The sequence below is a fragment of the Xenorhabdus anantnagensis genome (genome assembly GCF_028598555.1).
Classification (GTDB): domain Bacteria; phylum Pseudomonadota; class Gammaproteobacteria; order Enterobacterales; family Enterobacteriaceae; genus Xenorhabdus; species Xenorhabdus anantnagensis.
In genome coordinates this window covers 16,561-31,039 of the sequence record NZ_JAQRFN010000034.1, presented here as the reverse complement: position 1 = coordinate 31,039, position 14,479 = coordinate 16,561, and the positions used below count along the sequence as shown (strand labels likewise).

At 41.3% G+C, this 14,479-nt stretch carries 14 protein-coding genes and 2 pseudogenes; 5 read left to right on the top strand and 11 right to left on the bottom strand.

All coding sequences use genetic code 11. The annotated features are described in order from the left end of the window. Positions 1-574 precede the first annotated feature (574 nt). The gene (locus PSI14_RS17690) at positions 575-796 is read left to right on the top strand and encodes a hypothetical protein (RefSeq protein WP_273577210.1); all 222 of its coding nucleotides are present in this window, start codon (positions 575-577) and stop codon (positions 794-796) included. Positions 797-964: 168 nt separating this feature from the next. Here the strand turns inward: PSI14_RS17690 and PSI14_RS17685 are convergent, their stop codons facing one another. Together PSI14_RS17685 and PSI14_RS17680 are read right to left on the bottom strand one after the other, a co-directional pair. Then, complete coding sequence (locus PSI14_RS17685; protein WP_273577208.1) at positions 965-1,177, bottom strand: hypothetical protein; 213 nt, start codon at positions 1,175-1,177, stop codon at positions 965-967. Between the two features lie 170 nt (positions 1,178-1,347). Further along, positions 1,348-1,635: pseudogene (locus tag PSI14_RS17680) on the bottom strand (helix-turn-helix domain-containing protein). A gap of 719 nt (positions 1,636-2,354) precedes the next feature. Here PSI14_RS17680 and PSI14_RS17675 point away from each other — a divergent pair. Further along, complete coding sequence (locus PSI14_RS17675; RefSeq protein ID WP_273577206.1) at positions 2,355-3,257, top strand: hypothetical protein; 903 nt, start codon at positions 2,355-2,357, stop codon at positions 3,255-3,257. Positions 3,258-3,301: 44 nt separating this feature from the next. Continuing rightward, positions 3,302-3,703, top strand: coding sequence for a DUF1240 domain-containing protein (locus tag PSI14_RS17670; RefSeq protein ID WP_273577204.1), 402 nt, complete (start codon positions 3,302-3,304; stop codon positions 3,701-3,703). A gap of 27 nt (positions 3,704-3,730) precedes the next feature. On the opposite strand, the gene PSI14_RS17665 is transcribed toward PSI14_RS17670, so the two are convergent. The 7 genes and pseudogenes from PSI14_RS17665 to erpA all read right to left on the bottom strand — a co-directional run bounded on the left by PSI14_RS17665 (position 3,731) and on the right by erpA (position 7,460). Then, the gene (locus PSI14_RS17665; protein WP_273577203.1) at positions 3,731-4,210 is read right to left on the bottom strand and encodes an Hcp family type VI secretion system effector; all 480 of its coding nucleotides are present in this window, start codon (positions 4,208-4,210) and stop codon (positions 3,731-3,733) included. A gap of 619 nt (positions 4,211-4,829) precedes the next feature. Continuing rightward, positions 4,830-4,976 carry a hypothetical protein gene (locus tag PSI14_RS17660; RefSeq protein ID WP_273577201.1) on the bottom strand — a complete coding sequence of 49 codons (147 nt, stop codon included), beginning with the start codon at positions 4,974-4,976 and terminating at the stop codon, positions 4,830-4,832. Next, a complete protein-coding gene (locus PSI14_RS17655) occupies positions 4,957-5,247 on the bottom strand; it encodes a two-partner secretion domain-containing protein (protein WP_273577215.1) in 291 nt (96 codons plus the stop codon). The genes PSI14_RS17660 and PSI14_RS17655 overlap by 20 nt, the downstream gene beginning before the upstream one ends. 359 nt (positions 5,248-5,606) lie before the next feature. Then, positions 5,607-6,005 carry a hypothetical protein gene (locus PSI14_RS17650; protein WP_273577199.1) on the bottom strand — a complete coding sequence of 133 codons (399 nt, stop codon included), beginning with the start codon at positions 6,003-6,005 and terminating at the stop codon, positions 5,607-5,609. Beyond that, complete coding sequence (locus tag PSI14_RS17645) at positions 6,002-6,310, bottom strand: hypothetical protein (protein ID WP_273577197.1); 309 nt, start codon at positions 6,308-6,310, stop codon at positions 6,002-6,004. Before PSI14_RS17645 ends, PSI14_RS17650 begins: the two co-directional genes overlap by 4 nt. After that, positions 6,288-6,980 (bottom strand): annotated as a pseudogene (locus PSI14_RS17640) (IS1 family transposase). Before PSI14_RS17640 ends, PSI14_RS17645 begins: the two are co-directional and overlap by 23 nt. Positions 6,981-7,115: 135 nt before the next feature. Then, a complete protein-coding gene (erpA, locus tag PSI14_RS17635; protein WP_273577196.1) occupies positions 7,116-7,460 on the bottom strand; it encodes an iron-sulfur cluster insertion protein ErpA in 345 nt (114 codons plus the stop codon). 240 nt (positions 7,461-7,700) lie between these two features. Between erpA and hemL the strand changes: the two genes are divergently transcribed. Next, positions 7,701-8,984 (top strand): glutamate-1-semialdehyde 2,1-aminomutase, encoded by a 1,284-nt coding sequence (hemL, locus tag PSI14_RS17630; RefSeq protein ID WP_273577193.1) that lies wholly within the window; start codon positions 7,701-7,703, stop codon positions 8,982-8,984. Positions 8,985-9,071: 87 nt separating this feature from the next. After that, on the top strand, positions 9,072-9,290 hold the full coding sequence (locus PSI14_RS17625) for a hypothetical protein (protein ID WP_306309335.1): 219 nt from the start codon (positions 9,072-9,074) through the stop codon (positions 9,288-9,290). A 75-nt stretch (positions 9,291-9,365) separates the two neighbouring features. Here PSI14_RS17625 and mrcB read toward each other — a convergent pair whose 3' ends face one another. Together mrcB and hrpB are read right to left on the bottom strand one after the other, a co-directional pair. Beyond that, positions 9,366-11,840 (bottom strand): bifunctional glycosyl transferase/transpeptidase, encoded by a 2,475-nt coding sequence (gene mrcB, locus PSI14_RS17620; protein ID WP_273577191.1) that lies wholly within the window; start codon positions 11,838-11,840, stop codon positions 9,366-9,368. Positions 11,841-11,923: 83 nt separating this feature from the next. Then, entirely contained in the window at positions 11,924-14,452 is a 2,529-nt protein-coding gene (gene hrpB, locus PSI14_RS17615) for an ATP-dependent helicase HrpB (RefSeq protein WP_273577188.1), read from the bottom strand. Positions 14,453-14,479 lie beyond the last annotated feature (27 nt).

The window sequence follows — 14,479 nt, the reverse complement described above, 5'->3', positions numbered from 1 at the left end:
TGAGGCAATCCGGGATATCACCTGCTATTTGGGCGGGTATTATAATTACACCCGTCCCCATAGTTTTAATGGAGGAATTTCCCCGGCTGAATATGAAAGACAGTGGGAAGAGGCCAGAAATGTGTCCGGTAGTTCTTGACCACTACATAACTATGCATGGGTGCAAAAATGTCTATATGCGATTTTGCCCGTTTTGGGGCAGAAGAGAGGGAACTTTTACGGGTTTAAGGTGAAAACCGCCCAGAGCGGCGTACAGGCTGTTATTGCAACGGGTGTTATGTTAAATGCTGGGTGTGATCCATCTGTGGGTGCAAGATTCATGCGATCAATATATCGGTGTCTCGGACAGTGTAAAAAAACAGGGTCAAAGAGGGAATTTCATCAAGGAGTGCGGAACCATCCCCTTCCTGCAAAGCCAAAATGACACGGAATTTTCTGCGACACTAAAATTAGACGGCCAGAGACAAAAGAATCTTATAGCGGGAAAAATAAATACTTTTCCAATGAAAGTGCGTAAATAAATTTTATATAATTCAATATGATTAAATTTCAATTTATTTTTTTAGGATGATTTATGGAAACGAATGATAGAACGCATGTTATTCCCGTAAGGGAATGGATTTGGACACTAATTCTAGTGATGATTCCGTTTGTTAACTTGGTGTTTTTAGCCTATTGGAGCCTTTCAAAAAGTACGAATTTAAATAAAAAGAATTTCGCAATTGCTTATTGGATAGTTACTGTTTTTGGGGTAGTAACTTATTTAATTTTGATTGGGGTAGCTTTACGTAATTAGGCATCTCTCTCACACTGTCAGATTGAAATCTGACAGTGTTCGCCGTTCTCTGATCTGTTTTGATGCCAAACGCCAGCAATTTGCGAATCCTGCCCTTAAGTATAACCCCCATATAATTTCATGCGTACGAAATTAATTCGTTAAGGAGTAAGCTGCCTAAATGGAGGTTTAATGTTTATCACTTCTTCGATAGAGGATCTTTCGGCCATCAGGGTATTCACGAATAAAATAGCCTGACGGGAGTTCAGGTGTGCGATAAACAATAGATTGACCGGATTCTAATAACTCATTAGCCATTGCGTCTGGATTTTCATTCAAAGCTTTTAAGCGAGCTTCTGGCGTTGGATAGTCAGCCCAGTTAATCAGTTTACGTTGCTTCATTTTGTTGTTCTCTTTTTGATGAAAGAAACTGGGTGTCGGGATGTAATCCTGACCTTGTGGCCTAGATGGCGATAAGTACAAGGCACATCCTGTTATAGACTCAATTTGCTTTTTAGAAAACTGTTTTATACGTTCAGATAGGCAAATGGCGTTACATGATGATGCTGAGGCTATTTATGAAAGACTAATATCGGAATACAGAGAAGAGTAAATATGAAACGGCGTAATTTAACAGCATACGAAGAAAAGCAATTAGCCGATGCTTTTCGGGAGTATGCTATATCGAAATATCGGCTAGGCCAAATTTGAGAGGGATGAATTTCAAGTTGATTAGCAATAATCCATTCACCTTTTGTCCAGGGCCGGATTAGTGTATTAGCTAGTGTGGATGAGCTTAATCCTGCTTTACGTGAAATTGCAGCTAAGGTAGTTCCTTACTTGCGCAGGGCTGCGATGATATCGGCTGGATGCTAGTCTTGATTCATATTCATACCTGTTCCACCTCGTTTTGTTATTGGTGATTTAAACAGGGTTCGCAGAGCTGGTATTTATCAAATAACTGAGACAATGTTTTCCGCCTGAATTGCTATAGGAATAGCGAAAATAGGCACACTGGTAGGTATTTCCTACCAGCGGGAACACTCTTTGCAAGGCTGCGACCCCCTGCCTACTGGATTTTGCCAATAGTGACTTCAGATTAACGGGTTAGATAATATTTTTCAATAATAAAATCAATGGGATGTTGTTAGGCGATTTAGTTACTTGTTTCTGTTATTTAAGATTAGGGGTAATTTAAACTTTTTAAATTACCATTACTTTTTATAAAAGAATAATGCTTGATTTTATGCTTTCTTTGATGCTTTGTTGTTATGTGATTGATATGGCAATTTTTTATGTAAAGATGTTATATTCTTATTTTTATATTAAAAATAGGTTATGTCTTATGGATAAAAGAAAAGAAAAGAATTACTACAAAAAATAAAAAATACGTTGGATAACAGTGATGCTATTGCATAAGATAAATTATCTGTTTTGATGATATTCTGTTTCCAATTATTGTCATCATCTAAAACTAACGGAGTTAATATGCGTGTCTCAGATGATCGAACTCTAAAATTAGAGTTGGAATCAAAAAAATTAAAACATTAAATCATCTATTTTATATGGAGGTATTGAAGTGAGTAGAAGGGATTTTGAAGAAGCGTTTGTTGATCAATCTTTAGTGGTTGATAATGGAACAATAAAACCACTATCTTATACGAAAGATTATAGAAGAAAGAATTTTTCTGAAATTGAAAGAAAATATTCCAATGCGTTATCTGACGTTGTGGAAAGAATGTGTGATGATGAAGAGTATTATGTTGTGTTAACTCATGGTGGATTGGTTGATGCTGTAAAAAATTCTTGTGGAAGTAATCCGAATTCATCATGGAAAGATAGTCTATTTTCAGTTGCAGATGTTGTAACAACGTATGCAGGTAATATATTGGATAGTTATGCTTTTATGCGATTAGCAAATGAATTAAGTAGTAATTTTGGCGTAAGAGTAACTGAATATGTCAATCGATATGGAAATAGAATGGTCAGGCTTACGGGGCATGCCGGAGTCAGAAGATTTTTAACCGCTACAAAATATAGATCAGATCATTGGAGGGTGATAGATATCGGCATAGGAACACAAGCAATGCGAGAGGGAATAGCTACAGTATCTAGAAGAGTTATTATTGTTTCTGTCCTGTATAGATCAGCGGAGCTTTTATTTAAAGATGAGTATGATATTTATGATTTTTTCGGAAATATCACGATGGATGTAGCAAAAACCGCTGTTGGAGCTTTGGTTGGCCTTGGGGTTGTTGCTGGTGCCGCTATTGCTTTGGGAACTGGAGCTTTTGCTTTAGGGGTTGCTGTTGTGGCGTTAGCTGTTGGATTTTTTACGACTTGGGTACTATTTGAGCTTGATGACCGTTATAAAATTAGCAAAAAACTGATAAACTACATGCGTGAAAAGGAACTGGCTGAGGCTGATAAACTAGATTATCGTAAACAGCCATTTGGTTATCCTTATCCACGAATAAAATAACCTTCATTTATCATAATTGTGTTGGAAATAATAAAGAGGCCGGGATGGATAGTAAAAATAAATCAATTTTAGCAATTAGTATGTTTTTTTTATTTTTAATAATAAATGCGGCTCTCTTTTTTGCTGTTGATGAATTTTTATTGATTTATAATCTTTCGGATGTTATTGTTTTTTCATGGAGGATGTTTGCAATATTGTTTTTTTATCCTTTAATATTTTATTTTTGTATTTCTATGTTTTATTATTTGTTTTTTTTAAAGTTGCCAAAACACAATAATTCAATTTTTAAATTTCTTACATTTTTTGGTATTTTAGGATTTGTAATTAGTTTGCCTGTATATTGGTACGGTGATTTCAAATTAAAAGAAAATGGATATATTACTTGTTATAAAAAATCGATAAGTGCTCCCCAAAAGTATGCAAAAAATGAAAAATTATGTGACTAAGCATATATAATATGCTTAGTTTTATTTTTATAATGTTCTATCTTCCCAGATGCTATAAGCTGATGTTCCAGCAGTCACATGGTTCCATGATATAGATTTATAGTTTAACGTGACTTTTTCATATGGCATTATATCATGATCATTAATAGAGTGTGGGTATACACAGGAAATATCTGTGATAGTGGCTTCTGTGATTTTTACTTCGTAGAATAATTCTAATTGCCCTGTTTGGCTTGTTCTATAAAAGATAAAACCACCATTCAGTGACTCATTTGAGTCTATTGCCATTGCCAGTAGTGGTGATGCCTTGTCGATTGGTTTGATGAACTGTATTGGCTGGTGACTCACGTTCTGCTGGCGTGAAATTGCATGATTCAGGCTGAGTACCTGTATTTGATCTTCATGTCCCTTTTGGTATCTGTTTCCTATAGAGTCGAGAGTAGAGCAACCTGCGGATATCAATCCTTGTTTCTTGCCATTTAATGTTAGATAAATCATGTATGACATAAAAGTTACCGTCCTAGTTTTTTATTTAATAACGATGGCTTAGGTTAAAGCCAGAGACAAGTAACTTAACATATTAAAAAACGTGCGATGGGATCATCAAGGCAAAAAAGATCTACTTGAAATCCTTTTTGTTAGGTTGTACTCCTTAACCCAAGAAAAGAAAAAACCATCCTTGCAAGGATGGTTTTTTCAAGGCTGAATCACTTCAAGTACTTCTTTCTGAATACACACCAATCTTCTTGTTCATCCTTGTTACCAGTGGCTGTTGCCTGTGCCGATTTTATCGTGTTTTTTGGGGTTGGAATCATGAGACTAGTTACCCAAAAAAAGATGCAACAGTCAGGCTAAACGGGGAGTTCGTGCAGATAGCCCAGCTTGGAGCGAACTGCCTAACCGGAATCCAGTGTCAGGCGTGGAATGATGAAAACGCGGCCATAACAGCGGAATGATATGAGTAAACCGTATGGCGGGAACAGGAGAGTGCACGAGGGAGCGACCCATAGGAAACGGTGGGGATCTTTAAGTCCTGTCAGGTTCGGTCATTGCAATAATTACTGGAGCTCTAACTATACCATTTACCTCTAAAGCTCTACTCATAAGAGAGACTCCTTTAGGGCCATTATCCTCTAGATTTAAGCTCTAAGCCTTTTTCACCAACAGTGATTTGACCTTTGGCTATTTCTAAAGTAAGTAGATCTTTTTTATCGAAAGTAGGTTTACCTGTAGTAATATTAAAATCATTATTATTAATAATAACTAGCCCCATTAATCATAACACCATTAGGATTAGTTATGATAACTTTAGCTTTATCCCCAACTACTTCTAATGTTCCTAAAAGTTGAGATTGATTACCACCAACTATTTCATTAACAATTAACTCTTCAGATCTATTTTTAAAATTAGGATTCTTATCTAATTTACCCACTAATTCAGAAGTTATTTTAGTTAGTGAATTATTTAGTACTAGACCTTGCTTTTCGACATTAAACTCTTTATAAGTGTTTCTAGACATTCCAGAAAGAGTAGGAGTAGCTATATTAACAACTGGAACATTATTAATATTTTGAATTTGAGTACTAGAATCGTTAGGAATTGTTGGATTTGCAAAGGCTGGGTTGATAGAAAAGAATAAAGATGCAAGAGAAGTACTTTTACAAAATAGATAGCGTTTTTAAATATAATCATAGTTTAATCTTCTTTTAGTTGATAAAATTTAAACTGATTCAATAAACTTTGTTATACTAATTTGAATTATATGATTTAGTTTACTATTTTAATTCTCCTTTTACTTGGTTTTACTTGAAAGAATATCTATTCTGAGTCTAAGATTTTCAAATAATTAATTAATTTAACAGGAAAAATAATCTATATATCTTCAATATAATCCAAGTTATTTTACTCAACTTCTCTAATATAGTACTGTTCCGGACTATACCAACATATAGTTTTGTATTTTTCAGATATAAGCTTCTTATCTTTTTTGTAATAATCCATTACTTCTTCAGGAGACCAACTACGACCACATGAAAAAAGAGATCCTTCTTTGATTAATTCTTTGATTATTTTTATTTTATCTTCTTCTGTATCTATTGATAGTTTCATAAAATTTGCAAAGGGATCTATATAATATCTATCATCATCTTTGTAATATTCTCTGATTTCATCAGTTATTAAAGAAAAACCTAGTAATTTCATCTTATTAACTAGCATATTTCCGTTTTTTGTAACCATTTTCTTTAAAGTATTAGTTGATATATCTTCAACAATAATCGAGTTTTCTGGAAATCTATTCATTGTACATTTAACTTTAATATAGGTGTAGCTGAAGTTGGAATTGAGTTTATCACCATTTCAGGAGCTCCCCCTGGTAAGTGTTGACCAAGTCCTAGAAAATTCTTATTACCTGTAATATCTGTAGGACTGCGAGGATTCATATTACGTATACCTTCAACTTTTCGAATATTAAATCCTCCCAGTAATGAATCTGTTGTTAAACCTATATCTTTTTCTATTTGTTTGGCAACAGCTTTAGAAATAGTAACTTCTCGGTTATGTATTAAATAGTTAGATCTCTTATTAAAAATAGTTCTCACGCTCAATGAAAGTACCAATCACTTTATCGTGCATTTCCTCTGATTTAGAATACCCTATCGTTTTTCGATTCAGTCTTTTTATCCGGGTTCGATGCATTAAATTGTTTCTTTCTAAACGTTGGGTGAATGCCTTCCCTGTCAGGTGTTCTTCTTCTGGGAGGCGGTCATACACAGCATAATCATCCGTACAATAAAACCGGATATTAAAGGCGATAAAAGGGTAAGCAGTTTGTCTAATGTTTTCCGGCTGCGATCCCCAAAAACAGGCGCCACTATCCATTTCAGACGGGGTTCCCAAGCATACCAGAGTCCGCGTTGATTTTTCTTGTTCCCCACAAACGACCCTTGCTCATCCATTTCACAGATAAGCTGAATGTTATCCCCGTCAAGAGGAAGCGTCGTCACGTTTCGGGGGGTAAGTTTTTAGCGTTGTCATGACGGTACTTGTGGCCACTTTCAGGACACGGGCGGTGTCGCGGATCCCTCGGTTATTCATTGCCATATCGATAATCTGTTCTTTAACACCGGGTTTACAGGCTTGATAGGTGTATTCCAACTGAAAGACCTTACAGCAGGCATAACAGCGATAACGGGGATGGCCGCCATTTCCTTTTCCATGTCCTTTGACATGTTCTGATGTGTGACAATAACGACAATAAACGTCAACTTTAGCCATACTCCACCCTTAAAAAGTTAGAGCATGTCACAATAACTAACTATTCAATACATGACCACAAAATAGCCTCCCGAAAAGGAGGCCATTATTACTATTAATTAAATTAACGTCTTATTACAACAGCTAACATTCTACTCAGACACTGAAAGAAGAACCACAACCACAAGTCGTTTTTGCATTCGGATTGGTAACGATAAAACGGGAGCCTTCCAATCCTTCCGTGTAATCCACACAACCGCCTACCAGATATTGCAGACTCATTGGATCAACGACCAGTTCAACTCCTTGTTTCTGAATCTTCAAATCACCTTCGTTAATCTGGTCATCGAAAGTGAAACCATACTGGAAGCCGCTACAACCACCGCCTGTAATATAGACCCGCAGGCGCAGGTTCGGGTTATCTTCATCAGCAACCAGTACTTTTACTTTATTGGCTGCGGCATCAGTAAATTGCAAAGGCAGTGCAGCATCATCGCTCATATTTTTACTCCAGTCCGGTTTTCCGGTAAAATTCCCGGAAAGTCGTTTTTATGCTTTCTGATCAGTTAACCGCGATTATCCAATACCTGACTGATTCGTTCAAGTTTTGCCACACAAATGCAACAATACATATCTCCCTCTCTCCATATCCCCCTCCATATGATGATTTGGCTTCCCCATCGGGGTACTTTAGAATGGCATTCCCGTATCTATTCCTTTGTCTTTCAGGAGCTTTTATTAATGAGCCAGTCCGAAACGCTTTACTCTCAGGCAAAACACGTGATCCCCGGCGGTGTCAATTCACCTGTACGTGCTTTTAATGGTGTTGGTGGTACACCTGTCTTTATCCAACGTGCCGATGGTGCCCATCTTTATGATGTTGATGGCAATGCTTATATCGATTATGTCGGTTCATGGGGTCCGATGGTTCTCGGTCATAACCACCCTGCTATCCGCAATGCTGTTATTGAAGCCGCTGAGCGTGGATTAAGTTTTGGTGCACCAACCGCTGCCGAAGTGGAAATGGCAAAACTGGTTACTGAACTGGTGCCTTCCATGGATATGGTTCGCATGGTGAACTCCGGTACAGAAGCCACCATGAGCGCCATTCGTCTGGCTCGCGGTTATACTCAACGTGACAAAATCATTAAATTCGAAGGTTGCTACCACGGTCATGCTGATTGTTTGCTGGTAAAAGCGGGTTCTGGTGCCCTGACTATCGGCCAACCAAACTCTCCAGGGGTTCCTGCTGATTTTGCTAAACACACCCTGACTTGTGTTTACAATGATCTGAATTCTGTCCGTGAGGCCTTCGAAAAATATCCGGAAGAAATCGCCTGTATTATTGTCGAACCCGTCGCAGGTAATATGAACTGCATTCTACCACAGCCAGAATTCCTGCCGGGTCTGCGTAAATTATGTGATGAATTTGGTGCCCTGCTAATCATTGACGAAGTGATGACTGGTTTTCGTGTCGCATTGGGTGGCGCGCAAGAGTACTACGATGTTAAGCCCGACCTAACGTCTCTTGGCAAAATCATCGGCGGTGGTATGCCAGTAGGCGCCTTCGGTGGACGTCTGGAAATCATGGAAAAACTGGCACCAACAGGCCCTGTCTATCAGGCGGGAACCCTTTCCGGTAACCCAATCGCCATGGCTGCCGGTCTGGCTTGCCTGAAAGAAGTTGCCCAAGTGGGTGTTCATCAACGCTTGAGCGAACTGACCGACACACTGGCGGCAAGTTTAAAAAATGCGGCATCAGAAGCTGGTATTCCTCTGGTTGTTAACCACGTCGGCGGCATGTTCGGTATTTTCTTTACCGATGCAGAAAGTGTCACCTGTTATCAGGATGTCATGAAGTGCGATGTAGAACGTTTCAAGCAATTCTTCCATTTAATGCTGGAGGAAGGTATCTATCTGGCACCTTCTGCGTTTGAAGCAGGATTTATGTCCATCGCCCACTCAGATGAAGATATCCAGCGCACGGTTGATGCGGCAGCCCGTTGTTTCGCAAAACTGAAATAAAATATTTCGTTTTCGCAGATGCTGCAATCCTGTGGCATCTGCGTGAATATTCATATCAAGACGTATATCGCCTAAGGAGTAATCATTATGCGTAAAGAACTTTTTGATGATTTACTCGCTTCTGCAAAAGAAGCTATGGCTATTCACAAAGGACAGTTGGAGCCAATAAGAATCACTAAATTAGCCATTCCTGATGTAAAAGCTATATATGCACATACAGGGATTAAGCAAGAAGAATTTGCAAGCCCACCTCCCTCGTCCAAGCATGGGAACAACACCGAAGAACTCCCGCGGGTAACAATTTAAAATTCTTGCGTATAAGCCCCCTACCCATTTTTGGTAGGGAGCCGCATTCTATCAGTAATAAGTTATTACTGACTGTTACTGACCAAACATCTCGCGCAGCCAGCCGGGAGCTTCTTTTTGATTCTCTTTTATGGGCTGTTGTACCGATTGCTGACACAATCCCTGTGGATCATCAGTCCAAACCGGTAATATCCTGATACCGCCGCCCTCACAGTTGAAACTGCCGTCTTCATTGACTGACATATCCATAATACCTTCCGGTGGACGATTATTCAGTTCCAGTGGGGTTTCACTGTCCAGATAACGACGGTAAATCGTCAGTGCGCCCGTCGCTCCGGTCAATTTGGTTGGGCCATTGTTATCACGCCCAGTCCAGACAACCGCCACTTCCTTGCCATCAATGCCTGTAAACCAACTGTCGCGAAGATCATTGGTCGTTCCGGTTTTACCCGCCAGATTATATTTTCCATATTTACCACCCAGTGAGCGTCCTGTACCTCTCTCCATAACCTGCTGCATACCATATAGTGTCAGATAGGCAGCCTGTGGCGGCACAACATGCTCTGCTTGTGGATAGCTCTGGTAAACCACCGTACCATCTTCGGTAATAATAGAACGCAACGCGGAGAGTTTTGCCCGATTACCACCGCTGGCAATAGTCTGGAACTCCTGCGCCATTTCCATTGGGGTCAGGCTAATTGCTCCTAACAGCATAGAAGGAATCTTTTGGATCTCTTTCGCAGGAATACCCAATGAAACTAAGGTATTGGAGATGCGATCCAGCCCAATATCCATTCCCAAGTTTACTGTCGGAACATTCATCGAACGCGCTAATGCGTCGATCAGCATGGCACGCCCACTGAAAGTACGGCTAAAGTTTTTCGGCTCCCAGGGCTTGCCCCCCGCTTGAGGGATAGAGATAGGTTCATCCGCCAGCCAAGTGTTCAGGCGATATTTATCCGGCTGACTCAATGCCGTCAGGTAAGTGGCTGGTTTAGCAAGGGAACCAATCAAACGACGGGCATTCAATGCTCGGTTAAATCCGGCATATTGTGGTTGGGAACCACCAACCATCGCACGAACTTCACCACTGAAACGGTCAACAACGACCATCGCCCCTTCCAGATCACTAACCTTGCGTGTTTTTCTCAGAGCAATAACTCCCTCTTCAACGGATTTTTCCGCAGCATCCTGCGCAACCGGATCGAGGGTAGTAAAGATCTTCACGCCTGACAGGTCATTGATTTTATCGCCCAGCTTTTCCTGCAATTCCTGACGCACCAATTGCATAAAAGCAGGTTGTGGTGTAATCGATTCATTTTTCGGTTTTACACCCAATGGACGGGCACTTAGCAAATCATACAGTTCCTGATCGATGATTTTGCGGTTCTGGAGGATTTTCAAAACAATATTACGTCGCTTCAGCGCAATTTTAGGATTGCGCCATGGGTTATACAACGAGGCTCCCTTAACCATTCCCACCAGCAATGCCTGCTGATCCAAACTCAGCTCCTCAACCGGACGCCCGAAATAGTACAAGCTCGCCAGCGGGAAGCCATGGATCTGTTCATCACCACTTTGCCCCAGAAAAACTTCGTTCAAGTACAATTCCAGAATGCGATCTTTGCTATAGCGTGCATCCATCAGCAGCGCCATGTATGCTTCATTCGCTTTACGACTCAAAGTACGTTCATTGGAGAGAAACAGGTTTCTCACCAATTGCTGTGTCAGAGTACTTCCCCCCTGAACCGTACGTCCTGCCATCAGGTTAGCCAAGGCAGCACGGACAATGGAAAGCGGCCTGACCCCATCATGCTCATAAAAATAGCGATCTTCTGTTTCCAGTAAAGTCTTCACCAGTAAATCAGGAAAGCCCGAATACGGCACAAACAGACGCTGTTCACCGTTCGGCGACTGCATCATGGTGATCAATTTTGGATCAAGGCGGAAAAAACCAAATTGACGATGATTTTCCATATTTTCAATACTGGAAAGATGGCTATTATCAAAAGTCAGCCGTGCCTGAATTTGCTCTTCTTTACCATCAGAGAAATCAAATGGGCGGCGAAGCATCTCAATACTATTACCCCTGACCACAAATTCACCTGCCCGGGTAATTTTGGTCACTTTCCGATACTGCATACCTTCCAGCAAACGAATCATTTCGCCCTTGCTGTAATTCATGCCCGGTTCAAGGCTGACCACCCGACCATACACCGCAGCCGGTAAATCCCAGACTTTGCCGTCGATACGATGGCGAATTTTGTTATCCAAGTAGAAGCCATAAATAACAATGAGTACTGCCAGTACAATAAAAATTTTCAGCAGCAGCCACAAAAACCTATGCCCACCGCTTTTAGATTGGCGAACCTTGGACCCGCGGGAGTTCTTCCCTTTGTTAGTCATGACTTCATCCTCATCGTCGTCAAAATCATCATTTTCATAATCATCATAATCATCCCGCCGATTGCGTTTTTTAGATGTTCGCCCACGACGAAGTCCTGATTTTTTACCCTTGCGTCCGATTGGCTGACGATCATCATCAGACATACCGAATTCTCCAAATGTTCATTAAATACAGGCTCATAACTTCACAAGCTCATGATTTTACACAAGTACACGATTTCAAATAATTATATATGTTTTTTCACACGCCTCGTCGGTGCTGTGTTAGCAGGATCATCTGGCCATAAGTGTTTGGGATAACGCCCTTTCATCTCTTTTTGCACCTCACGATAAGTTCCCTGCCAAAATACAGCGAGATCTTGTGTGATCTGTAATGGCCGATGGGCAGGAGATAGCAGCTCAATGACTATCGGAACCCGCCCTTTCGCCAATACTGGATTTTGCTGTTCTCCGTACATTTCCTGCATTCTAACTGCCAATACAGGAGGCTTGTCGCTGAAATATTGGAGAGTGATCCTGCTCCCAGTTGGCACAGTGTAATTAGTAGGCAATTCATTATCCAGTATTTGCCGTTGCTGCCAATCAAGCAAACCCATCAAACAAGATGACAGCTCAATCTGGCGCAGCCCCTTCAAATCATCAACACCCACCAAAGCTGGTAGCAACCACTGTTCAAGGGAATTCAACAACGCTTCGTCATTAACCGCAGGCCATTCCACTTCCGGTAACCATTCTGCTGCCTTTTGCAAGCGAATGCGCAACTGCAATGCTTCCTGTGACCAATTTAACGTCGATAAGCCTTCCTGCCTAACCCAGTTCAGCAAGGCTTCCTGTAATTCTGATTCCGAAGGTTTTGCCAATGGCTGTGCTTTGACAATTAATCGCCCACATTGCAAACGCTTCCATGCCCGTAGTGAACCTTTATTATCATCCCACTCAACGGCTGTATTCTCACTAAACAGAAAAGAATGTTGCTTTATGGTTTGTTCAATATCCAGCGGACAAGCGAGCAGAACGCGGGCATCAGGATGACTATTTCCCTGCTGAAATGAAGGAATAACTAACCAAGCCTCTCCCGAAAGTGGCTCTTCACGTTCCAATGCCACTCCCAGCCCAGTGGCCAACTGAAAACGCCCGAGATTATCACGATTTTTGGCGATCCGATCTGGGAATCCCCGCACTAATAGTTCAGGTACAAGATCCAGCCTGATGTTTTCAGAATTGTTTTCATAATTATTTTCAGAATTGCTTTCAAGGCGTTGTTTTTTTCTTTTATCTGCCTGACTATTTACAGCAAATTTATCGGCAAGATTCCTGACAAGCTGATGGGTTCGTTGCTGCCAATGACGCTGATTCGTCATCATCCAATAAAGAAGATCTGGCTGCCTACTACGCGGAGGCTCTTCCAGAATAGCAACCAATTTTGCTGCCGTTACCAAGGCTGCACGGCTTTGTTCCTTCTCCTTATGCTCTTTACCCGAACATAAAATCGCCGCCAAACGTGGTTCGCTGCCGGATTCCGCCATTTGCCAACCACGGGAAGTCAATTGTCGATTATCATCCAACGCTCCCAATCGCAATAGTAAGGATTCCGCGACAGCCAATGCAGGTTGTGGTGGATTGTCCAACCAATGAAGTTGGGTGTTGTCACGACATCCCCACTGCAATAAAGAAAGCAACAAGTTACTGAGATCTGAATGCAAGATCTCCGGTTCGCTGTGTTCTCTGGCTCTTTCGGCTTGTTCCTGGCTAAATAAGTGCCAGCAAATACCTGTTTCCAATCGACCAGCCCGTCCAGCCCGCTGAACCATTGATGCTTGGCTGATGCGCTGAGTGATCAAGCGCGTCAGGCCACTTTTCGGCTCAAATCGACTGCTGCGTTCTAGTCCACTGTCTACAACCAAACGGATACCTTCAATCGTCAAACTGGTTTCTGCAATATTGGTGGCCAGCACGACCTTCCGCATACCCTCTGGAGCTGGCGCTATTGCCTTGCGTTGATCTGATAACGACAATGCACCATACAAAGGACACAACAGCACATCGTCATTGATCTTGCCTTCCAATTGCGACAATACCCGCTGGATTTCACCAACACCGGGCAGAAACAGCAACAACGATCCCGTCTCTTGCTGCAATAATCGCAATACTGCCGATGCAACTGACTGTTCAAACGGTTGATGAGGAGAAAGTGGGTGGTATGATCTCATTACCGGATAGCTACGCCCTTCTGACACAATCACAGGCGCATCGGGTAATAACGAGGAAAGACACTGATTATCCAGTGTCGCAGACATCACCAAGATACGCAGATCATCACGCAATCCTTCCTGTACATCCAGTAACAGTGCCAATGCAAGATCGGCCTGTAAACTGCGTTCATGGAATTCATCAAGAATTACGAGAGAGACATCACTCAATTCCGGATCTTGTTGAAGCATTCGTGTTAGTATCCCTTCAGTCACGACTTCAAGACGTGTAGAAGCACTGACTTTGGTCTCCGAGCGCATCCGATAGCCAACGGTCATACCAACAGGTTCATTGAGTTGTTCAGCCAGTCGCTCAGCCACACTGCGGGCAGCAATTCGCCGCGGCTCCAGCATAATGATGCGCCCTGTCAACTGCGCCTGATGCAAAATCATCAATGGCAACCCGGTTGATTTTCCCGCTCCCGTTGGCGCATGTAATAACACTTGTTTTGACGTTTGCAATTCAGCAATCACTAACTCTACAACGTCATAAATGGGTAATGACAAAGGATCACCATAATGAATTAAATTTCA

What these genes read in the sequence shown, in the direction of transcription:
- hemL (WP_273577193.1), top strand. Translation starts at nt 7,701, where the DNA reads ATGAGCCAGTCCGAAACGCTTTACTCTCAGGCAAAACACGTGATCCCC.
- mrcB (WP_273577191.1), bottom strand. Translation starts at nt 11,840, where the DNA reads ATGTCTGATGATGATCGTCAGCCAATCGGACGCAAGGGTAAAAAATCA.
- PSI14_RS17670 (WP_273577204.1), top strand. Translation starts at nt 3,302, where the DNA reads ATGGATAGTAAAAATAAATCAATTTTAGCAATTAGTATGTTTTTTTTA.
- PSI14_RS17625 (WP_306309335.1), top strand. Translation starts at nt 9,072, where the DNA reads ATGCGTAAAGAACTTTTTGATGATTTACTCGCTTCTGCAAAAGAAGCT.
- erpA (WP_273577196.1), bottom strand. Translation starts at nt 7,460, where the DNA reads ATGAGCGATGATGCTGCACTGCCTTTGCAATTTACTGATGCCGCAGCC.
- PSI14_RS17660 (WP_273577201.1), bottom strand. Translation starts at nt 4,976, where the DNA reads ATGGGGCTAGTTATTATTAATAATAATGATTTTAATATTACTACAGGT.
- PSI14_RS17690 (WP_273577210.1), top strand. Translation starts at nt 575, where the DNA reads ATGGAAACGAATGATAGAACGCATGTTATTCCCGTAAGGGAATGGATT.
- PSI14_RS17685 (WP_273577208.1), bottom strand. Translation starts at nt 1,177, where the DNA reads ATGAAGCAACGTAAACTGATTAACTGGGCTGACTATCCAACGCCAGAA.
- PSI14_RS17650 (WP_273577199.1), bottom strand. Translation starts at nt 6,005, where the DNA reads ATGAATAGATTTCCAGAAAACTCGATTATTGTTGAAGATATATCAACT.
- PSI14_RS17665 (WP_273577203.1), bottom strand. Translation starts at nt 4,210, where the DNA reads ATGTCATACATGATTTATCTAACATTAAATGGCAAGAAACAAGGATTG.